Raw genomic sequence first — 20,838 nt, forward strand, 5'->3', positions numbered from 1 at the left:
CGGCTCGTCCCGGATGGACCGCTTGGTGATCTCATCAATAGTACTCGGTTCCCCGGGAAAGGGGGACCATTGCCGCGCCACCGGGCGCTAGATTGGCGGGATGGTGACCAGATTTGCGATGGCATCGCTCGCAGTACTCGCGGCGGGCCACCCCGCTGCGGCTGCGTCCCAGGCGATCCAGGCGACCCAGGCGAACGCTCCGGTTCAGGCGACAGCCCCAGACTCGGTCGCGCGGATGCAGTTGGCCGATCTAGCCACGGCGGCACCGGGTGTTCGTTTCGATCTGCGCTACGCCACCCCCGATAACTTCACCGGCACGGTGCTGCCGGGATACGGTGCCGCGAGGCCACTCCTTCGGCGGGAAGCCGCCGTTGCGCTCGCGCGTGTGGAACGCGATCTCGAGCGTCACGGGATGGGACTCAAGGTCTGGGATGGCTATCGCCCGGTCCGTGCTACCCTCGGTATGGTCGCCTGGTGCGAGGCGAATCATCGCGTCGATCTGCTCGATCAGGGCTACATCGCGCGCCATTCGCGACACAATCAGGGCGTTGCGATCGATCTGACGGTGGTCCGGCTCGCGGACGGACGCGAGCTCGACATGGGGACGGGGTTCGACGAATTCTCCGAGCGGGCGCACACGGCGAACGCGTCGGGAGCCGAGGCAGCGAACCGGAAGATCCTAGGCGACGCGATGCGCCGCGCTGGTTTCGTCAATTACGTCGATGAGTGGTGGCATTTCTCGTTCGATGTTCCCGATCCGGTGCCGTTCGATCTGCCACTGGAGCGCTGGTGACACGCCGTGCGCGCGATGTCGCACGCGCGTTTTTCTTGACCGAAACGCGTCAACCGGGTATCCTGTACCCCCGAAATCCCTGTGATGAGCGCCTTCCCATCGACGGAACCCGAAGCCGGGATGTATTGCTGATGCGACAATTGCGCGTGCCGCGACGGTGGTTGCAACCACTCGGTCTGTTGTCTGTCCTTGCGGTGGTGCTCGTCGCCGGTTGCGGTGGCCCCTATCCGCAGTCCACCCTCGACCCGCGCGGCGATTTCGCGCAGATGGTCGACGCGGTGTTCTCCAAGACGGTCTACCTGGCGACCATCGTCTTCGTGCTGGTGGAAGGCGCGCTGCTGTGGGCGGTGTTCAAGTTCCGCGGCAAGCCCGACGACGCCGAACCGCACCAGATCCATGGCAGCACCGTCGTGGAAATCGTCTGGACGATCATTCCGGCGGTGGTCCTCGCGATCGTCGCGGTGCCGACGGTACAGACGATCTTCAGGACGGCGGAGGTGCCGGCCAGCTCTCCTGACGGCCAGCCGCCGCTCAAGGTGGAAGTGGTCGGTCATCAATGGTTCTGGGAGTTCCGGTATCCCGAACTGGGGATCACGACCGCGAACGAGCTCCACGTTCCGGTGAACCGGACCGTTGACCTCCGCATGAAGTCGATCGACGTGATCCATTCATTCTGGGTGCCCCAGTTCGCCGGCAAGCGCGACGTCTTCCCGAATCGCGAGACCCGGCTCTGGTTCACGGCGAAGGTGACCGGCGCGTTTCCTGGCGCGTGCGCCGAGTTCTGCGGGACAGAACACGGGCGGATGGATTTCTACCTGATGGTTGATTCGCCCGACTCGTTCAAGGCGTTCGTCAATCGCCGGCTCAGCGACACGGCGATGGCGTATAACGGGCTCCCGATGGGAGCGACGGCGGCGACCGCCGCGTCGATGATGCCGGTACCGGCCACCGCGCAGGATTCGCTGGTGGCGCACGGCCGCCAGCTCTTCACGGCGAAAGCCTGCACGACCTGCCATTCGATCTCATCGATGCACCTGCTCTCGACGATCGGCCCGAACCTGAGCGGCATCGGGACGCGCAAGATGATCGGGGCTGGATGGCTGCCGAATACCGACGCCAACCTGCGCGACTGGATCGAGCACACGCAGAAGGTGAAGCCCGATGTCAAGATGGTTCTGCCGCTGCCGGTGTCGGACGATGACGTGACGGCGTTGATCGCGTACCTGCGCACGATGCGCTGACGGGACGAGGATACTGAGACCTATGGCAACTACTGTTCTCGAACCAGCCCACGCCACAACGGCGAAGCGCAGCGTGCTGGTGGAGTGGCTCACCACGGTCGACCACAAGCGGGTCGGCATTCTGTACGGTGCGTCGGCGTTCATCTTCTTCCTGATGGGCGGCATCGAGGCCGAGATCATCCGCCTCCAGCTGATGAAGCCGGACAATCACCTGGTGTCGCCGGAGTTCTACAATCAGCTGTTCACGATGCACGGCACCACCATGATCTTCCTCGCGGTGATGCCGATCAGCGCGATGTTCTTCAACTTCTTCGTGCCGCTGCTGATCGGCGCGCGCGACGTGGCGTTCCCCCGGCTCAACGCAATGAGCCTCTGGGTGTTCATCCTCGGCGGGCTGTTCATCAACTTCTCGTTCCTGCTCAATTCGGCGCCCAACGGCGGCTGGTTCGGTTACGCGCCGCTGTCATCGCGGGAGTATTCGCCCGGCGTGAACATGGATTTCTGGATGCTTGGCCTCCAGATCCTCGGTATCGCGTCGCTGGCCGCCGGAGTGAATTTCTTCACCACGATCCTCAACATGCGCGCCAAGGGGATGACCCTGATGCGCATGCCGATGTTCGTCTGGTCGGTGCTGGTGACGCAGGTGCTGGTGCTGCTGGCGTTCCCGGTGATTACCGTGGCGCTGATTCTCCTCATGGCGGACCGGATCTACGGCGCGAGCTTCTTCGAGCTCAAGGCTGCCGGCGATCCGATGCTCTGGCAGCACCTCTTCTGGGTCTTCGGCCACCCCGAGGTGTACATCCTGATCCTGCCGGCGTTCGGCATCGTGTCGGAGATCCTGCCGGTCTTCTCGCGCAAGCCGCTCTTCGGCTACAGCGCGATGGTCTTCTCGATGGCATTCATCGCATTTCTCGGATTCGGCGTCTGGTCGCACCACATGTTCGCCACCGGGATGGGCCCGCTCGCCGACTCGTTCTTCTCGCTGGCGACGATGCTGATCGCGATTCCGACCGGTGTGAAGATCTTCAACTGGATCGGGACGATCTGGGGCGGATCGCTGCAGTTCAAGACGCCGCTCTATTTCGCCCTCGGCTTCATCGCGATGTTCATCATGGGCGGACTCTCGGGCGTGATGCACGCCGTCGCGCCGGCAGACCTGCAGCAGACCGATTCGTACTTCGTGGTGGCGCACTTCCACTACGTCCTCTTCGGCGGGTCGATCTTCGCGCTGGCGGCCGGTGCGTACTACTGGTGGCCGAAGATGTTCGGCCGGGTGCTCAATGAAACGCTCGGGAAGACGCACTTCTGGCTGATGCTGATCGGGTTCAACCTGACCTTCTTCCCGATGCACTTCTCCGGACTGCTGGGGATGCCGCGGCGCATCTACACCTATCCCGCGGGGCTCGGCCTCGGCTGGCTGAATCTCCTGTCGACGGTCGGCGCGCTGATCCTCGGCTTCTCGTTCCTGGTGTTCATCTACAACATCATCACGACCTGGCGAAGCGGCGAACCGGCCCCGGCTGATCCGTGGGGCGGCGCGACGCTGGAGTGGTCGATTCCGTCGCCGCCGCAGGAATGGAACTTTGCGGTCGAGCCGGAAGTGCACGAGAAGGATGCTCTCTGGGCGATGAAGCGCGCTGCCGGAGTGCGCATGCTCCCCGAACCGCCGCGGGTGAGCGGTCAGGGGATTCACCTGCCGAGCCCATCGTGGTGGCCACTCTTCACGGCAATCGGCCTGCTCGTCTTCATGGTCGGGATTCTGGTGCGCGGGCCGGTGAGCCACGCCTTTCCGTTCGGGCTGATCTCGGCGGCAGGCTTCGCGATCGCAGCGTTCTCGATCTTCAAGTGGTCGTACGAGCCGCCCGACCATCACACGTCTCACATCGCTCACTGAGGGATTGCACTCGATGACCGCCGCCGCACTCCCGCACGATTCCGCATCGGCCCACGAGGAGCACCACACCTCGCTTCCGGTCAACAACCGGAAGCTGGCCATCTGGACCTTCATCGGTTCGGAGTGCATGTTCTTCGCGTCGCTGATCACTACCTTCGTGATCTATCGCGACTCGCATGCGACCGGCCCGGGGCCGAAGGATGTCCTCGGTGTGCCGCTGGTGACCTCCGGTACCGCCGTGCTCCTCTTCTCGTCGTTCTTCGTGGTGATGGCGCTCAACGGCGCGCAGCAGGGGAATCGGAAAAAGCTGCTGACCTGGCTCTCGCTCACGGTACTGTGCGGCCTCTTCTTCGCCGGGATGCAGGTGTACGAATTCACCCATTTCGTCCGTGATGGAATGGGATACACCACCAATCTCTTTGCGACGAGCTTCTTCACCCTCACGGGTTTCCATGGCACGCACGTCGCGATCGGCACGCTGTGGCTCGCGACGCTGCTGAAGGACGCATGGAAGGGGCGGATTCCGCCGGAGAAGTCGCTCAATCTCGAGATCGCTGCGCTCTACTGGCACTTCGTCGACGTGGTGTGGATCATCATCTTCCCGGTCGTCTACCTGATGAGCCTGGGGCACAAATGAGCGATACCGTCGCAGTCGTTCACGATTCTCACGACATCCCGCACGCCACGGGATCGAAGTACGTCCAGATCGCCTGCATTCTCTTCGTGCTGACGGCGCTGGAGGTCCTGCTGTACGAAGTGTGCTTCGGCCATCTGTCGGGGAGTTCGTTCAGTGCGTCGCTGGCGCCGCATTTCGTCTCGGTGCTGCTGATCCTGTCGGCGATGAAGTTCTGGTTCGTGGCGATGTTCTACATGCACCTCAAGTTCGACATCAAGATCCTGTCGTGGCTGTTCGGTTTCTCCTTGATGATCGCGTCGGTGGTGATCCTCGCGCTGTTCGTGCTGTTCACCTACAACCGGACGCTCTGGTGGTGGAACGGCGCCTGGCATTGACGCGCCGGGCTCCACGCTGATCTACCGAGGCGGCTCCTACGGGACCGCCTCTTCGCTTGTCGGCGTCCGCATGATCGCGCCGGCAACCGTCGTGGAGACCCACCCGCGGGAGGAGGCCTCGGCGTCGCAGCGGTCGGCGGCGGTCTCGAACGCTTCGAGATCGAACGGGACCGGCTCGAGCGCCGCATATCGCGGCGAGGTGTTGATGATCGGGCAGGGATTCGGAATGACGTCGCCGCTGGCCGCAACGATCGGCAGGCCGATCATCCTGCAGGTGGCCGGGCGACCGTCATAGATCCGGCAGGCGCCATCATCGCCGAGCGCCGGGCAGGGAAGTGGTTCGAGATCTTCGGCGAGAGCGTCGAACGCTTCGTCGCCGAGCGCATCGACGTCCCACGGGGCGTCCCAGTCGACCCGCGCGCGATAGTGTGCGACGTGTTCGCCGGCTCGACGCTGCAGTTCGCGTTGTAGCCGCGGTTCAAGCCCGCGGACCGCATTCGCTACCAGCTCCGCATCAGCAGGGGAGATATCAAACGGTCCATGGCAGCAGGCCGAGCAGCCACGGCGGCATAGAACGACGCCGGGTCCGGCACGCTCCACGCCGTCCGCAAACCACCGATCAATTGTCGCGAGGAGTGCGCTGTACGTCACTCGGGGAGCTTCATTGCCGCCATGCCGAGGAGTATCCAGCCGGCGATGAAGGCGAGACCGCCTATCGGCGTGATCGCGCCGAGCCAGCGGTGCCCGGTGGCAACAAGGAGGTAGAGCGAGCCGGAAAAGACGATCACGCCGCCGATGAATGCCCAGGCGGCCATGGCGGCGGAGGGTGCCTGGCGAGAGATGAGCCACGCCGCGGCAAAGAGCGCGAAGGCGTGGTACATCTGATATCGCACCCCTGTCTCGAAGATCTCGAGGTCGCCGGGGGAGAGTCTGGCGCGGAGCGCATGTGCGCCGAACGCGCCGAGCATCACGGCGAGCGCGCCGAAGGTGGCACCGACGGTGGCGGCGAGGCGGCTCGTCATTGGTGCGGCAAGACGATGGTCATGAGGCTGCCGGCTGGACCAGGTCGGTCGCCATGCCCATCGCGTGGTAGCCGTTGTCGACGTAGATCGTGGTACCGGTGATCCCGGCCGCAAGCGGCGAAGAGAGAAAGGCGGCGGTGTGGCCGACGTCGGCCGCTTCGAGGTCGCGCTGCAGCGGCGAATTGCTGCGGCAGTACTCGACCATCCGTTCGATGATGCCGATCGCCGACGCGGCACGCGATGCATACGGCCCGGCGGAAATGGTGTTGACGCGAACGCCCCAGCGCCGACCAGCCTCGAATGCCAGCGTGCGCGTGTCGGACTCGAGCGCCGCCTTTGCCGATGACATCCCGCCGCCGTAGCCGGGAACGGCGCGCTCGCTCGCCATGTACGTGAGCGAGAGGAACGAGCCGTCCGGTCGCATCAGCGGAGCGAAATCGCGAATCATCGCGAGATGGCTGTAGGCGGAGACACTGACCGCGGCCAGATATCCCGGACGTGAGGTTTCGAGCAGCGGCTTCTTCACTTCGGGGCCGTTGGCGAGCGAGTGCACGACGATGTCAAGCGGTTGCTCGCCGAAATCGGCACGAAGCGCTGCCGCGACGCCGGCGATCGAGAAGTCACCGCGCTCGCGGTATCGCTTGTTCTCGCGGATCTCCGCCGGCGCGTCAGCGAGCGTATCATATGCCGCATCGAGCGGATAGATCCGCTCGAAGGTCATTGTTCCGCCGCGGCGCAGCTCGAGGGAGGCGGCGATCTTGCCGCGTTCGAGCAGGTTCTCGAAAATCCCCATGGCTGGGGGCCAGGTGCCGACGCAGACCGTGGCACCGGCTTCGGCAAGCGCCTTCGCGATCGCGAAGCCGAATCCGCCGTCGTCGGCCACGCCCGCGACGAAGGCGCGCCGATTCGATAGATCGATGGAAAGCATTGGTCAATTATAAGGCGGAATGAGGCAGGGAGAAGTTCGACACGCTACTCGGCGCGGAGTACCTCGAGGGGCGGACGGCGGAGCGCTTCCGCTGAACTGCCAAGACCGATCGCGGTCGTCAGTACAACGAGCAATACAGCGAGCGCCGCCATTGAACCAATCGGCAGGATGAAATGTGTGTCGAAGACCCACTTCGACAGCGCCCAGCCCGCGCCGCCGGCGAGGAGAACGGCGACCAATGCGGCGCTCAACCCGAGCGCCGCGTATTCCACGCACAGGATGACCAGAACCTGCGGACGGGTGGCACCGAGCGTTCGAAGGAGGGTCGCTTCGCGAAGCCGCTGCCAGCGGCTCGTGGCGATCGCACCGATCAACACGATCGTTCCCGTGATCAGGGAGAAAAGCGCCATGAATCTGATCGCCAGGATCACGCGATCGATGATCGACTCGACAGCCTGCTCCATCTGGCCGATGTCGACTGCGGTCACGTTGGCAGCGTGCTCGGCCACGACGCGTTGCACCTGACCGCGCACCAGCGGGTCGGCGGCGTGCACGAGGGTCACCCACGATTGCGGCGCACGCTCGAGCGCACCGGGCGCAAAGACGACGAAAAAGTTGGGCTCGAAGCGCGCCCAGTTGACGGCGCGCAGCGAGGTGATGCGACTGTAGACGGGGATGCCCTGTACATCCCACGCGATGCTGCTGCCGAGTCCGACGCCCAACTCATGAGCGAGATCGCTCTCGACCGAGATCTCCACGGGGTGTGCCGCTGTTCGTCCATCGCCCGATGATGTGTCGAACCAGCGCCCGGTGGTGATTCGCTCACTGGATGTGCGGTCGGCACGATAGGTCGAACGGAACTCGCGACGATACGCCCAGGCGGACGGTTCACGAGCATTGCCGTCACGGCCAACAGCATTCCGGGTACTGTCCCGAGCCGCGAGGGTCGTCACGGTGACGCCGTTCAATTCGCGAATCCGCATCGGAATGATCGGAACGTACGGCGTGAACGTCAGATGGTCGGCGTGCAGAATCGAATCGATGATCGATCGCTGTTCGTTCTGGATGTCGATCAACACCAGGTCGGCGTGGCCGCCGACGTCATCGATCTGCACCGCATGCAACAGGTTCTGCTGTGCGGCGAAGAGCGTGGTGAGGATGAAGGCCCCGAACCCGAGGGAGAGTACGACCGTCACCGTCTGATTCGCGGGGCGGTGAAGATTGGCGAGGCCTTGCCGAACGAGGTAGCGCCGGATGAGCGGTGTGCCGCGACGTGCGACCGCGATCACGGCGAGCGAGACGACCCAGAGAGCGGCGATGGCAACGGCGCAACCGGCCGCAAAGGCGGCCGCATGGCGAAGCGAGCCGACCTGGATCGTCGCGAGCGCCACCACGCTCGCGGCGACGATCACCGCCGCGCCGATCCGCGCAACATCCCACCGGCCCGCGACCGGATCGACGTTGCGTCGCAACGTCACCAGCGGTGCGACCGAGCGGACTGCCAGGAGCGGAACGAGTGCAAAGACGGCCGCGGTCCAGAGGCCGCTCGCGATCCCCACCACGATGGCGTGCGGCGACGGCACCACGTGCACGCCGACCGGGAGAAAGTCGCGCACGACGTATGGCATCAGCTGCTGCAAGCCGACTCCCACAACCGCACCGATCAGCGATCCGACGAACGCCATGCCGAGTGCCTGCAGCAGATATGCAGCGAGGATCTGCCCCGAGGTGGCGCCGAGACACCGAAGCACCGCGATGCTGTCGAGCTGCCGGCGGATGAAGACATGGACCGCGCTGGCGACACCGAGACCACCGAGGAGCAGCGCGGCGAGCGCCACGAGACCGAGATAATTGCCGAGCCGGATCAATCCGCGGGTGAGGTTGTCGCGATCTTCCGCAACGGTGTGCAGGGAGAACTGTGCACGACGCATCGACGGCGCGTTGGACGTCGCGACCTGCTGCGGACTGATCGTGGCCGGAAGCTTCAGAAACGTCTCGTAATCCGCTCGCGAGCCGAAAGCGATCAGCTTGGTCGCGGGGAGTGCGCTTGTCGAGATGAACACGCGCGCGCCGAACGCCATCTGCAGTCCGATGTCACCGGGGACATTTGTCGCGGTCGCAATCACCGGGAATCGGGAGGCGCCGAGTGCAACGGTATCGCCGAGGTGTACGTCAAGCGCGGTCAGCAGCGAGGGATCGACGATGATCCCGCCGCGTTGCAACCCGGACCAGGCGCCGGATGGCGCAGTCGTGATCTCGCCATAATAGGGCCAGCCGGGGTCGACGGTGCGGACCTGAACCAGTCGGCCCGCTCCCGCACCGGGACGATACGCCATCGCTGCAAAGTTCACCGAACGCGCGACCTGAACGGCCTGGCCACCGGTGCGCCGAAGTGAATCGATCAGACGGGTCGCGACGGCGTTGCTGTCGGCCGGTATGCGGCCGGCAACGGACAGGTCGGCGCCGAGAAGGTCCTGGGCCTGCTGGGCGACGGCAACGGTGAGGTTTCGCGTGAAGGAGTTGACGGCGACGAGTGCGCCGACCCCGGCAATGACCGAGCCCGTGAGGAGGACAAGCCGGCGCCGCGCCGCATGGGCTTCGCGCCAGGCCAGACGAAGAGCGAATGCCGCTCCGGTCACGCGCCACTATCTCCGACGATCGATCCGTTCGCCAGCCGGATGATCCGCCGCGCGCGGGAGGCAAGGTCGTGGTCGTGCGTCACCAACACGAGTGTCGTACCATACTCGGCGTTCAACGCGGTCATGATGTCGACGACATTCGCGCCGTTTTCGGCGTCGAGGTTCCCTGTCGGCTCATCGGCGAAGAGAATGGGCGGCCGGTTGCTGAAGGCGCGCGCCACGGCAACGCGCTGCTGCTCGCCCCCGGAGAGCTGGGCCGGGTAGTGGCTGGCGCGGTCGCCGAGGTGGACGCGATCCAGGAGTTCGTCGGCCCGGATCCCCGCGTCGTCGGCGCCGGCGAGTTCGAGCGGGACCTGGATGTTCTCGCGCGCAGTCAATGTCGGGATCAACTGAAACGACTGGAACACGAACCCGATTCGCCCGCGACGGAAGCGGGCGCGATCGTCCTCGTCGAGGTCACCGATATCGACGCCATCGACGATGACCCGTCCGGCGGTCGGCCGGTCGAGGCCGGCAAGGAGGCCGAGCAGTGTTGTCTTGCCACTTCCCGATGCACCGGTGATCGCGAGAAAGCCGCCGGCCTCGAGTGCGAAGGTGATATCCTTGAGCACCGGAAGGCGACGCCCGCCGGACAGGTATTCATGCCCGATCCCTTCGCAGGCAAGGATCGGGGATCCAGATCGGGGAGGCCGAACGGGTGCGATGGTCGACACGAGGGAAATACCTGAAGATCGTGATGACGGCGTGCACTCTCGCCGGGTGCGGTGCGCGCTCTCGCCCTGTTGCCACGGCGGCGAAGAATAGTGGCGAAGCGCTCAGTCCCGCGACACCGTCGGTGCTCCTCATCGGTACATCGCTGACGGCCGGGTATGGACTCGACCCGCACGATGCCTGGGCGACACGGATCCAGGAGAAGGTTGATTCGGCCAGGCTCGGATTCCGGGTCATCAACGCCGGCGTGAGCGGTGAATCGTCCGCCGATGCGTTGCACCGGATTGATTGGCTCCTGTCGCAGGGCGCGCCGGCGGTCGTGATCGTCGAAACCGGCGCGAACGACGCACTGCGCGGCGCTCCGGTCGATTCGATCCGCACCAACCTCGATTCGACTCTCTCGCGCCTCGATCAGCGTCAGCCGCGACCGGTCATCATCGTGGCCGGGATGGAGGCGCTGCCCAACCTTGGCCGGCAATACGGCGAGGCGTTCCGGGGCATCTTCCCGGCCGAGGCCCGGGCGCACCACGATCGGTATCTTCCGTTTCTTCTCGACGGTGTCGCAGGGATTCCGGCGCTGAACCAGGGTGACGGCATTCACCCGAATGCCACCGGTTCCCGCCGCGTCGCAGAGAATGTCTGGCAGTTGCTCGAGCCGATCCTCGACTCTCTCCATCGGATGCGTCATGACAGTCTTTGATTCCAAGCACCAGCGCGCGGCGTGGCTGGTCGCGATTCTTGGCGTCGTGCTGGTCATCGCGCTGCTGCCGTACGCGTCCGGCCTGCTCGGGGCGCCGGTGCTGTACGTCGTCTTTGCCAAGCTGCACAAACGGATCGCACGATGGACGCGGAGCCGCGCGCTGGCGGCGATTGCGGTGATCCTGATCGCACTGGTGAGCGTGATTCTGCCGCTGGTGTGGCTGGTGACGCTGCTGGTGGGCCAGGCCCATGGCGCGCTGGATGCAATGCTGCACTCGACCACGCTGCAGCGCCTCGATGCGCTCAGGATCGGCAACTACGACGTCGGGCCGCAGCTCAAGAATGTCAGCGAACAGGCGGTCTCGTTTCTCGGAAGCAACGCCTTCGCACTGCTGGGAACGGCGGCCCGAACGGTGCTCTCGCTGGTGTTCACCTTCTTCGGCCTCTACTACCTGCTGATGGATCCCGACGGCGCGTGGCACGGCTTGCGGCCCTACATCCCGTTCTCCGACGAGAACGTCGAGATCCTGAAGGTTCGATTCGAAGAGGTCACCAAGTCGACGATCATCGGAAGCGGCCTGTCGGCGCTGCTGCAGGGAACGCTGATGTGCGTTGCGTTCATTGTCGTCGGGCTTGCCAATCCGGTCTTCTGGGGCGCGGTCGTGGTCGTGGCGGCGATTCTGCCGGTGATCGGCAGCGCGCTCGTCTGGATTCCCGCTGCGCTGGTGCTCTTCGCCAAGGCGCGGCCGGGCGCGGCGGTCGGCCTGATCATCTGGTGCGCGGCGACCGGATCCGGCGTCGACCACATCTTCCGTCCATGGGTATCCGGCCGGTATGCCGAGATTCATCCGTTCATCATCCTGATCGGCGCGATTGCGGGCGTGAGCTATCTCGGGATCATCGGGCTCCTGATCGGACCACTGGCGCTCTCGTACTTCTTCGAGCTGCTGAAGATGTATCGCAAGGAATATCTGCCGAACTCGCGGCACTGACCGACTCGACGAAAAGGGAAAACGGGGCCCCGTGACCTGCGCGGGACCCCGTTCTCCTTCACGCTTCTCTTCTCTTCTCTTCTACTACACCTGCAGTCCTGCTCAGTTGTTCTGCTTGACCTCGACGCGGCGATTCATTGCCCGGCCGTCCTTGGTCTTGTTGTCGGCAATCGGCTCATCCTTGCCACGCCACTTCACGGTGATCCGTGAATCGGTGACGCCGTCCTTGATCAGCAGGCGGCGGACCGTCTCGGCACGAGCGCGCGAGAGCTTCATGTTGTACGCCTCGGTTCCGATCCAGTCGGTGTGGCCGACGACGTCGACGTTCACCTCGGAATGCGCCTTCAACGTCTCGGCGATCTCCGATACCGTGTCCTGGCCACCCTTGGTCAGATCCGCGTGGTCGAAGCGGAAGTGGACCATCTGCAGATCGAACGTGTACCGTGCCGGTGCTGGCGGCGGCGGTGGGGGCGGCGGCGGCGGGGGTGGCGGCGGCGGTGGCGGCGGGGGCGGTGGTGGCGCCGGCGCAGCAACCTGGATGGTTGCGGTCGACGTCATCTTCCCCTTGCGGCTGTGCGCCGTGACCTGCGCGCTCCCCACGGCACCGGCAGTGTAGAGGCCGGTGAGCGTGTCGAGCGTGCCAACGCCGGTCAGGTGATACGTGACCTCGTCGGGATTGCCGCAATAGGTCGCCGTCGCGGTGAACGATTGCGTCTGGCCTGGTGTGAGCGACGCCGACGTCGGCATGATGCTGATGGCGTCGTTGTTGTGATTGCAGTTGTGGCCACCGAGCATCAGGGAGAGGCCCAGCTGCGCTCCGAGGTACGTGTTGCTCTTGTCATCGAATCCGCTGGGAAGGACGTCGATGGTTCCCTCGGCGCGGATGTCCCAGTGCCGACTGAGCCCGAAGCGCAGGCCGGTCATTCCGCCGAAGCCGAAGTCCTTCTGGTCGATCCCAGCCGCCAACGTGGTGTGGTTGCCACCGGCGCCGATCATCCAGCTGACGTGACTTCCGATCGGTGCGTTGTAGACGAGCTGGAGATGCGCGGGCCAGTAGACCAGGCGCTGCAGGTACGCCAGTGGGCCCTGCGTGGACGGAACATTCGCCTGTCCGTGGGAGAGATCGGTCTCGTTCCTCGACAGGTCGGCTTCAATGGCCCAATTATGGGCGAAGAAAAAGCCGATGCGCCCACCGCCGCCGAGATGATCGCCGAACCCGCCTTCAACCTTGTAGACATCGGGGTAATCGGTGGCCCGGGCGAATCCGCCCAGCTCCCACGTTCCCTTGCCGATGCCGTTTCCCTGTGCCGCCAGCGGCCCCGCCATCGCCAGCGACCCCAACACAACCCACGCAACGCGACGCATTCAACCTCCCCGGTTACAGCTCCCGGTCTCAGGCCGCCGGGAGCAAAGTCAGGCACATGATTGTCAATGTGCCCAATGGAAACATCCTGCTGAACTCATCGCAAGAGAGGTACCAGTATCACTCAGGGCGATAAGGTAAACCTCTCGGCGGAACCTCGCCTGACCGTCATTACATTGCGGCCGCGCTTGTCCTAACGACGGTTAAACAATGCTTTACCCCACATCTGTCTATCGTTTTCGCCGGGGAGGGCCGGTCCTGCCTCTCCTGGCGATTCTCCTCGCAATCGTTCTTCTCCCCCGGTCCGCGCGGGCCCAATGGCGGATCGACGCGTGGCTCGGCGACGCGTGGAGTGCGCCGACGAATGTGACCTTCATGCAGGCTTCGGAGCCGGATATCAGCGCGACGGGCCACTGGTCGACCCGTCCGTTCGATCCGACCTGGTACTATGGCGGCAGGATCTCGAGCTGGAAGGGAAATAGCGGCTGGGGATTCGAGTACCTCCACCACAAGATCTACATGGACAACCCGCCGCCGGGGGTGGAGTTCTTCCGGGTCACCAACGGGGTCAATCTCTTCCTGCCGGAGCGGCTTTGGCGGCGGCACGGCTGGGAATTCAACGTCGGTGCGGGGCCGGTCATGGTGGTGCCGGTGAGCAAGGTCAGGGGGCTGGAATACGACAACGCCAACGGCATCTTCGACTCACGCTACGAGTTCGGAGGCGGAGCGATTGCGGCGGGGATTTCGCGGCGATTGCGGCTGCTCCCATTCACGTTTGGTGAGGTATCGATCCAGGGGAGCGCGGCGTACGTGCGCGGGCGGATCGTGGACGGGCACGCGACCACCATGAATTACGCTCTGCACATTCAGTACGGGCTTTCGTTACAGACCAAGCCCCGGTAGGGCTTGCATCGTGGGCCGGCGCTTGCATATTCATCGGGAGTATGTACCTAGCGCACAAGCCCTGAATCGCCGGGCGCGCCGGGAAACTGCATAGAGTATGCAAAACGGGCCGGGGAGTTTTCCCGGCCCGTCGTGGTTTAGCGGATTACGCTCATGGCTTGGGAGACTGAGATTCGCGGCTTGTGAGGCCAATCGGTAGTGATTGCCGAAATCGGTATGGCGTCGCCGCTGAAGTTTTCGGCCTCGCGAGTTGTCAGGCGAGAAATCAATTCACGCGCCCGGCGATTGTGTCGCGCTTTTTCCCACGGAATCGTGGCAATCACAGCGAGTAGTCCGAACGGATACCGGCTCACGGCCTGAGAAAAATACTGGCACGCGACAAAGCCGATTACAGTCGCGGTGACGCCAAACGCGCCCCTCCATTGGTCTGCTTCCGATTCGGCAAGCTGCCGGAGTTCTTCAACTCGGTTGGGCACTAAGAAGCCGCTGACCCAACGAACGCTCTTGCTTCCAACGCGCTCTAACGGCATCGAATTCCCTCCGGCCTAAGAGACGGAGCAGATCATAGCGCCGCGCTGCTCCGGTTGTCGAGCTTCTTCCCAACTGCTCCTTTGATCGCTGCCAGTGTCCGCTCCCCGTCTTCCATCTTCCGGGTATTGTGCTTGAACGCCACTTCCGCGACGTAACGGTGCAGGTGGCGCGGGCTGACCGCGTGGTGCGTCCCGTACATCTGGCGCTTCAACCGCGAGAAGAAGGACTCCACGCTGTTGCTGTGCGCGTCACCCCGGGCGTACTCATGCGAGGAATGGTTCACCGTTTCGTGGTTGGCGAATGGTGACCCGACCTTGGTGTAGAGCGGGCTTTCGTCCGTCATCAAGGTGGAACCCAGGTCGACGTTTTCGACCAGCATTGTCTTGATGTTGGCGGCGGTCACCACCGGCATGACCGAGGCCCGGACTTCGCCGTCCCGCTGCACCACCGCCACCACCGGGACTTTGCTCTTGCCGGTGCGGCGCGGGAGGCGCTTGGCGCCCTTCGCGTAGGCTTCGATCCGGGCGGCACGCTTCTCGGCCCGGCTCATCTGGCGCGGCGACCCGCCCACATACGTCTCGTCGGCTTCCACGACCCCGGACAGCTTCGCCTGTGGGCCGTAATCCGGCGTCATGGCGAACCGAATCCGGTGCATGAGGAACAGGGCCGACTTGTAGCTGAGGCCGGTCTGGCGGCGAATCTGGAGCGCCGAGACGCCCTTCTTCGACGCACAGGCCGCCCAGAAGGCGTAGCACCAATGGCGAAGGGGAATCTTGCTGTCCCCGAAGATCGACCCGATCCGGACGGTGAACTGCTTCTTACAGGCCGTGCAGCGCCACAGATAGCGCGGTCCGCGCTGGCCGTCCTTGCCAACGATCTGCCGGGCTTCGTTCACCGTCCCACAGTGCGGGCAAACCGGCTCCCCACCCCACCGCTGCTCTTCGATGAACGCCACCGCGGCGTCTTCGTCGGCACAGGCCAGTGGAAGGGAGGCAACCAGCGGGCTCTTGTCGTTGGCGATCTTCGGCGCGTTTGTCATATATTATAATACATAACGCATAAGCAAGAGTCAAGCGCCGTTCCACTGGGCAACGTCTGTGGAACTTCCGCTCATGTTATTCGTTATTGTTGCGATAATGGTAGCACCGTGCTACCGTTCCGCGGCATGGGGGACGGATGGAAGGATCCGAATCACCCGTTGGCGAGGGTGAAGGAACTGGCACGCGCCGGGCGAATCGACCCGACCGGGCGAGCAACCATCGACGCGCTCATGATGAAGATGGATACGGAGGACATGCAGGAATGCTTGGAGAAGCTATGCGAGGCCGACTACTACATCACCAAGGATTCCGAGGAAAAGCCGGGACTGATACAGCACTATTATCGCTGCTGCTTTCGGGGAAAGTGGTTGCTGGTCAAGTTGCGCGTCAACGACCAGGCGCGTGTTGAGCTCATTTCATTCCACAAAGGGAAGCCACGGTGAACGATCAGAATGACGTCACAGCATGCCCAGAGTGCGGCAAGCCTGTTCGACGCATTCGGGGGTCGCGTGCGATCGCAATCGGTCGTCGAACGGTGAACGTTGACGGCGAATACAGGTATTGCGATGCGTGCGGGGAAACGGTGTACACGCTGGAGGAAGCGACTGAGCTACAGCGACAGGTCGCCACGCAGATCCGGGAACAGCTTGGTTTGCTGATGCCGGAAGCCATCACCGAAATCCGCGAGGATCTCGGGCTATCGAAGGCTGCGTTCGAACGACTGCTGGGAGTTGGTCCTAAGACGGTGACACGGTGGGAACGCGGAACCGTCTTTCAGAACCGAGCGACCGACACCTTGCTGCGGTTAATCGCAAATGTGCCGGGGACTGCTGAGTTCCTCGCAGCGTTGCATGGCGTAAAGCTGCCGCAGAAGGCGCACAATCAGATGTCGTTCCAGCGGACGTTCGGGCCGTCGATGTACTTCGACGGTGCGGCCGCGTACGCCGGTGTAGCGATGGCAACGGGGCCGAGTCGCACGATCCACGATACCGGACCGCCGGAACGAGGGAGGCCCCCATCCTCCGCCGTCTGGAGCTAGACACAGGATATGACCAATGACTGAACCGACAATCGCACAGAGTGGCTACGTCCTCAACCGCGTCTATTTCCCGCATCTTCGATTTGAAGGTGTGTCGAATCCCGATGAGATCAAGCAAGGCCCCAGCACGCCCATTGGCCTCACTTGGAATTGGCGTATCATCGGCGACCGGGCATTTGAGGTCATGGTCAACGTGAAGACAGAGCCGATCACGGCGAGACCGGAGCGTGTCGACGTTCTCGCGATCGGTCGCTTTGAACTACAGGGGCCGCCTCCCGGCCTCGCTCTCCCGCGTTTTGTTCGGGTGGGCGCCGTGTCGCTCATCTACCCGTATGCACGCGAGGCAATTACAAACCTGACCGCGCGAGGTGCGTTCGGTCCGTTGTTCCTCGATCCCGTCAACCTGACGACGCTCGACAATTTTGATATGTCGCTCACGATCGCCGCTCAGCAATTGCGAGAGAATCCCGCGCTAGGCGCGGCATTTGGCGATGTGCGTGCACTGACCGCCCCGCCCTCGCAACAGCTTCCTCTCCCGGAGGCACAGTGAGGATCGGCAATACGCGACCGCCTCGATCTAGCGTATCAAAGCGCTCGTGGCGGAATGGTAGACGCGGCGGCATTGGGGGCTGCTAGTGAGTAAACTGTGCGGGTTCGAATCCCGCCGAGCGCATTTTGTCTAAGGCTTGAGGATTACGTATGGCGTCGAAGAAGGCAAAGAAGGCGACTTCCAATAAACGCGGCCCAAAGCCAGAGCGATTGAAGCTCGATGGTGATTGGGAAGACGCTGTCAAGAAAGCGGCAGCGAGGAAACCCGTTGCGGAGGCGACTTTGAAGCAACGACCCCGTTAGGCACCTACCTCCGCGGAAAACAACGGCAGAAGCTGCGCTGCGGTGCCGATCGTTTGCGAACTCTCCCCGCGAACAATCGACCTTTTCGTCTCTCGGGCGGCAGGCAGACGCCACCGCTGGCCGCGCAAAGCGTCGGCTACTGACTCGCGAATTTCGGTGAGCGTTTCGTCGGCTACACACCGCTTCACCCATTCGCTGCACATCAGGTTCCAAAGCATTTCGGTGCCAACGCTGAGTCGCGACGCGGCCGAACCTACCCAATCATGATGGTTCGTGAGGGTCATTGCACCTCGACATGCGTCAATCACGTCCGACAGCGCGCGCCCAACACGAACGTCTAAGCCAGCCCAGTTCAATTCGGCCAAGGCTTTGAACACGACGGGCTCAGGAGCGTCGTCGCCAGGTAGCACGTGGCACCCATACGCGCCGCCCTGATCTCCGTCCAGAAACACTCGCGTGGGCCGAGGAAACTTGTTTTCCCCCACCATGAGTCCAAGTGTAGTGCAAACCGATGCCGCACCTGCCGGTATCACCTGACATTGGCGCGCCATGTCAGAATCAGCAGCTGTCAGTAGTTCCGTCAACATGATCTTCGCGCGCATATCTTCGACAAATAGGTCGCATTCGTAATGCGGCACGTCATCCATGCTACTCATCGCGTATTCCGGACTAACTCCATAGATGATCCGCCGGGCGCCCGGTTGCGGAAGGACGAACACCCGAGCTTCTGGAGGCAGTTCGTCCAAGATCGTCGCGGAATGGGTGGTCAAGATTACCTGAAGATCGCGCTCCCGGCACATTCGAGCTATTTCGCCGATCAGCCGCCGCTGGACTTTAGGGTGCAGCGACGTCTCGATCTCGTCGATCACGAGCAATCCTGTCGGCGGTACATCGGCCTGAAGCAACTCAAAGACCGTCGTCTCACCAGACCCTTGATGAAAGCTGGAAAATTGAGCGTGGTCCCATTGAAGCACGGGCACCGGTCGCCGATCGTCAAAGTTGGTCACCGAAGCCCGAGCGCCTTCGTACGCACGGCCCATTACCTGACTGTAGCGAGCGAGCCGCTTCTGGTCGAACGGTGATGCCCCTACCTCAGTGTGCTCCGACTTCGCCAATCGGGAGAATCCGGGTCGACCTGAGACGGGCGTTACGCGCGAGAGGTCGTAGTATTCGACGTGTCGCTCAGGGCGCTCGCGGTTTCCGCGCCAACGATCACTCGGGCGGTTAATTCGTCCCGGCCGCTCTGTGTTGCCATCGCGGACCTGAAATCGGATCTCGGCGAGCCTGATCCGCTCCCAGGCGGTGTCGGGGAAGAAATCTGACGCGTATCTCCCACTGGTTGTCTCGCGATCTGTCGGGGCATAAACCGCAGCGGCGCACTGCAAGATCGTGCTCTTGCCGACCCCGTTCTCGCCGACGATTGCCGTAATTGGATAATTGAACTCGATCCGCTCCCGATGCCAGCCCCGGATGCCATCAATCTCGATCCACCGAAGGCGTTTCGGCCATCCGCTGCCAGTACCCCATCGCCCGCCGAGGCGGCGCATTTCATCATTCAAAGGCAACTTGGCCCCCAAGGTGGTCAACTACCGCAAAAACGCGGCTCCATAGGTGCATAGCGCCGCTAATATAGTCCGATAAACGCAACTAATGTTGCCCTATCCAACAAAAGCCGGTCTTTCTACGGTGCGTCAAGTTCCGAATTTCATTATGAACTGATGCCAAGTTGGGTAGAGGTAAGGCGTTGCGCCGTATCCATTGTGCCCGGGCGCCGCCGGTGGAAACGAAGCGATCGGCCGATCGATTGGAGCATGAATATCGGGAGTAGGGACATGGCGCACAGCGAAGCCGTTTTCGGCAAGTATGCAGCGCCACCGTTTTATGCAGAAATTCGACTAGACTTCCGGGCACGAAAAAGGGGCCGGAAGGCCCCCTTGTGCGGCAGGTACATACTCCCGATATTCATGCAATATGCAGAAACCAACCGTCGCCCTCGCCTTCTCCGGCGGCCTCGATACCTCCTACTGCGTTCCCCGCCTCGGCGAACGCGGATTCCTGGTCCATACTGTCTTCGTCAATACCGGTGGCACCTCGCCGGAACAGCGCCAGGCGATCCGGACCCAGGCCCTCGCCGTCGGCGCCGCCGAGCACCATGAAGTCGACGCCCGGAGCGCGGTGTTCGACCGCTTCGTCCGGGTCCTGATCCAGGCCAACGTCCTGCGTGGTGAGGTCTATCCGCTCTCGGTGGCGGCGGAGCGGACCCAGCAAGCGATCTCGGTCGTCGACATCGCCCGCACCGTCGGCGCGACCGCCGTGGCGCACGGGTCGACCGGTGCGGGGAACGACCAGGTGCGATTCGACATCGCCCTCCGCGTTCTCGCCCCCGAGCTACAGATCATCACGCCGATTCGCGACGAATCACTGTCGCGCGAACAGTCCATCGCGTATCTCGAATCACGGGGACTCCCGGTGCCACCCAAGTCGGGAGCATTCTCGATCAATCGCGGCCTCTGGGGCACCACCTGGGGCGGTGGTTGGACGCACGACACCTGGGCTGGACCGCCGCCTGAACTTCTCGACCCGCCCGCGAGCGCGCCGGCGCCCGCCGATGTCGTGATCGGATGGCACGAGGGAATCCCGACGTCGATCGACGGCCAGGCAATGGCGGGCCATGAACTTGTCGACGCCCTCGCTCGTCACGCCGAGGCGTACGGCATCGGCCACGGAATCCACGTCGGCGAGACCGCGCTCGGCATCAAGGGGCGGATCGGTTTCGAAGCGGGAAGTGCATTGATCCTGATCGGGTCGCACCGCGAGCTCGAAAAGCTGGTGCTCACCAAGTGGCAATCGTTCTGGAAGGACCAGCTCGGCCGGTTCTACGGCGATCGCCTGCACGAAGGACACTACTTCGACCCTGCACTGCGTGACATCGAAGCGATGGTGACTTCATCGCAGCGCCGCGTGAGTGGCGATACGCGGGTGCATCTCGCCGCCGGGCGCTTCACCGTGACCGGTGCGCGTTCCCCGTTCTCGATGATGGACCGCGCGGTCGCCACGTATGGCGAGGAGAACCGGCTCTGGACCGGCGACGAGGCACGCGCCTTCGCGCGAGTCGGCGCGGTTCCCGAGCTGCTGGCGATGCGGGCCGACGCGCGCGCGCGCGGTGAGGGCTGAGTGGTC

21 protein-coding genes and 1 tRNA gene are annotated in these 20,838 nt (G+C 63.5%); 13 read left to right on the plus strand and 9 right to left on the minus strand.

Translation table 11 applies throughout. From position 1 onward, the window contains the following. Window positions 1-100: 100 nt before the first annotated feature. The 5 genes from VGM20_10700 (at window position 101) to VGM20_10720 (ending at window position 4,939) form a co-directional block, all read left to right on the plus strand. Complete coding sequence (locus tag VGM20_10700; GenBank protein ID HEY4101330.1) at window positions 101-793, plus strand: M15 family metallopeptidase; 693 nt, start codon at window positions 101-103, stop codon at window positions 791-793. A gap of 131 nt (window positions 794-924) precedes the next feature. After that, a complete protein-coding gene (coxB, locus tag VGM20_10705) occupies window positions 925-2,034 on the plus strand; it encodes a cytochrome c oxidase subunit II (protein HEY4101331.1) in 1,110 nt (369 codons plus the stop codon). A 22-nt stretch (window positions 2,035-2,056) separates the two neighbouring features. Next, window positions 2,057-3,928, plus strand: a complete 1,872-nt coding sequence (gene ctaD, locus VGM20_10710; GenBank protein HEY4101332.1) for a cytochrome c oxidase subunit I — start codon at window positions 2,057-2,059, stop codon at window positions 3,926-3,928. A 13-nt stretch (window positions 3,929-3,941) separates the two neighbouring features. Further along, on the plus strand, window positions 3,942-4,565 hold the full coding sequence (locus VGM20_10715; GenBank protein HEY4101333.1) for a heme-copper oxidase subunit III: 624 nt from the start codon (window positions 3,942-3,944) through the stop codon (window positions 4,563-4,565). Then, on the plus strand, window positions 4,562-4,939 hold the full coding sequence (locus VGM20_10720) for a cytochrome C oxidase subunit IV family protein (GenBank protein ID HEY4101334.1): 378 nt from the start codon (window positions 4,562-4,564) through the stop codon (window positions 4,937-4,939). Before VGM20_10715 ends, VGM20_10720 begins: the two co-directional genes overlap by 4 nt. Before the next feature lie 36 nt (window positions 4,940-4,975). On the opposite strand, the gene VGM20_10725 is transcribed toward VGM20_10720, so the two are convergent. From VGM20_10725 to VGM20_10745, 5 genes are read right to left on the minus strand one after another with little or no spacing between them, the layout of a single operon-like run. After that, window positions 4,976-5,590, minus strand: coding sequence for a YkgJ family cysteine cluster protein (locus tag VGM20_10725; protein HEY4101335.1), 615 nt, complete (start codon window positions 5,588-5,590; stop codon window positions 4,976-4,978). After that, window positions 5,587-5,961, minus strand: coding sequence for a DUF423 domain-containing protein (locus VGM20_10730; protein ID HEY4101336.1), 375 nt, complete (start codon window positions 5,959-5,961; stop codon window positions 5,587-5,589). The genes VGM20_10725 and VGM20_10730 overlap by 4 nt, the downstream gene beginning before the upstream one ends. A 19-nt stretch (window positions 5,962-5,980) precedes the next feature. Next, window positions 5,981-6,889 (minus strand): enoyl-[acyl-carrier-protein] reductase, encoded by a 909-nt coding sequence (locus VGM20_10735; GenBank protein HEY4101337.1) that lies wholly within the window; start codon window positions 6,887-6,889, stop codon window positions 5,981-5,983. Window positions 6,890-6,933: 44 nt separating this feature from the next. Then, complete coding sequence (locus VGM20_10740) at window positions 6,934-9,528, minus strand: FtsX-like permease family protein (GenBank protein HEY4101338.1); 2,595 nt, start codon at window positions 9,526-9,528, stop codon at window positions 6,934-6,936. Then, complete coding sequence (locus tag VGM20_10745; protein ID HEY4101339.1) at window positions 9,525-10,139, minus strand: ABC transporter ATP-binding protein; 615 nt, start codon at window positions 10,137-10,139, stop codon at window positions 9,525-9,527. The genes VGM20_10740 and VGM20_10745 overlap by 4 nt, the downstream gene beginning before the upstream one ends. 86 nt (window positions 10,140-10,225) lie before the next feature. On the opposite strand from VGM20_10745, the gene VGM20_10750 reads away from it, so the two are divergent. Together VGM20_10750 and VGM20_10755 are read left to right on the plus strand one after the other, a co-directional pair. After that, window positions 10,226-10,939: an arylesterase gene (locus VGM20_10750; protein HEY4101340.1), complete on the plus strand. Its 714-nt coding sequence runs from the start codon at window positions 10,226-10,228 to the stop codon at window positions 10,937-10,939. Further along, entirely contained in the window at window positions 10,926-11,930 is a 1,005-nt protein-coding gene (locus VGM20_10755; GenBank protein HEY4101341.1) for an AI-2E family transporter, read from the plus strand. The genes VGM20_10750 and VGM20_10755 overlap by 14 nt, the downstream gene beginning before the upstream one ends. Before the next feature lie 102 nt (window positions 11,931-12,032). On the opposite strand, the gene VGM20_10760 is transcribed toward VGM20_10755, so the two are convergent. After that, window positions 12,033-13,295: an OmpA family protein gene (locus VGM20_10760; protein HEY4101342.1), complete on the minus strand. Its 1,263-nt coding sequence runs from the start codon at window positions 13,293-13,295 to the stop codon at window positions 12,033-12,035. A 208-nt stretch (window positions 13,296-13,503) separates the two neighbouring features. On the opposite strand from VGM20_10760, the gene VGM20_10765 reads away from it, so the two are divergent. Then, on the plus strand, window positions 13,504-14,196 hold the full coding sequence (locus tag VGM20_10765; protein ID HEY4101343.1) for a hypothetical protein: 693 nt from the start codon (window positions 13,504-13,506) through the stop codon (window positions 14,194-14,196). A gap of 137 nt (window positions 14,197-14,333) precedes the next feature. On the opposite strand, the gene VGM20_10770 is transcribed toward VGM20_10765, so the two are convergent. Then, on the minus strand, window positions 14,334-14,726 hold the full coding sequence (locus VGM20_10770) for a hypothetical protein (GenBank protein HEY4101344.1): 393 nt from the start codon (window positions 14,724-14,726) through the stop codon (window positions 14,334-14,336). A gap of 32 nt (window positions 14,727-14,758) precedes the next feature. Then, the gene (locus tag VGM20_10775) at window positions 14,759-15,766 is read right to left on the minus strand and encodes an IS1595 family transposase (GenBank protein ID HEY4101345.1); all 1,008 of its coding nucleotides are present in this window, start codon (window positions 15,764-15,766) and stop codon (window positions 14,759-14,761) included. Window positions 15,767-15,874: 108 nt separating this feature from the next. Here VGM20_10775 and VGM20_10780 point away from each other — a divergent pair, with 108 nt between their 5' ends. The 4 genes from VGM20_10780 to VGM20_10795 all read left to right on the plus strand — a co-directional run bounded on the left by VGM20_10780 (window position 15,875) and on the right by VGM20_10795 (window position 17,479). Further along, on the plus strand, window positions 15,875-16,210 hold the full coding sequence (locus VGM20_10780; protein ID HEY4101346.1) for a type II toxin-antitoxin system MqsR family toxin: 336 nt from the start codon (window positions 15,875-15,877) through the stop codon (window positions 16,208-16,210). Then, the gene (locus VGM20_10785; GenBank protein ID HEY4101347.1) at window positions 16,207-16,806 is read left to right on the plus strand and encodes a type II toxin-antitoxin system MqsA family antitoxin; all 600 of its coding nucleotides are present in this window, start codon (window positions 16,207-16,209) and stop codon (window positions 16,804-16,806) included. Before VGM20_10780 ends, VGM20_10785 begins: the two co-directional genes overlap by 4 nt. A 16-nt stretch (window positions 16,807-16,822) precedes the next feature. After that, the gene (locus VGM20_10790) at window positions 16,823-17,356 is read left to right on the plus strand and encodes a protein-export chaperone SecB (protein ID HEY4101348.1); all 534 of its coding nucleotides are present in this window, start codon (window positions 16,823-16,825) and stop codon (window positions 17,354-17,356) included. A gap of 40 nt (window positions 17,357-17,396) precedes the next feature. Further along, window positions 17,397-17,479 (plus strand) — tRNA-Pro (locus tag VGM20_10795). 175 nt (window positions 17,480-17,654) lie between these two features. Here the strand turns inward: VGM20_10795 and VGM20_10800 are convergent. Then, the gene (locus tag VGM20_10800; protein HEY4101349.1) at window positions 17,655-19,244 is read right to left on the minus strand and encodes an AAA family ATPase; all 1,590 of its coding nucleotides are present in this window, start codon (window positions 19,242-19,244) and stop codon (window positions 17,655-17,657) included. A 385-nt stretch (window positions 19,245-19,629) separates the two neighbouring features. On the opposite strand from VGM20_10800, the gene VGM20_10805 reads away from it, so the two are divergent. Continuing rightward, on the plus strand, window positions 19,630-20,832 hold the full coding sequence (locus VGM20_10805; protein ID HEY4101350.1) for an argininosuccinate synthase domain-containing protein: 1,203 nt from the start codon (window positions 19,630-19,632) through the stop codon (window positions 20,830-20,832). Window positions 20,833-20,838 lie beyond the last annotated feature (6 nt).

The sequence above is a fragment of the Gemmatimonadales bacterium genome, from assembly GCA_036500345.1.
Classification (GTDB): Bacteria; Gemmatimonadota; Gemmatimonadetes; order Gemmatimonadales; family GWC2-71-9; genus Palsa-1233.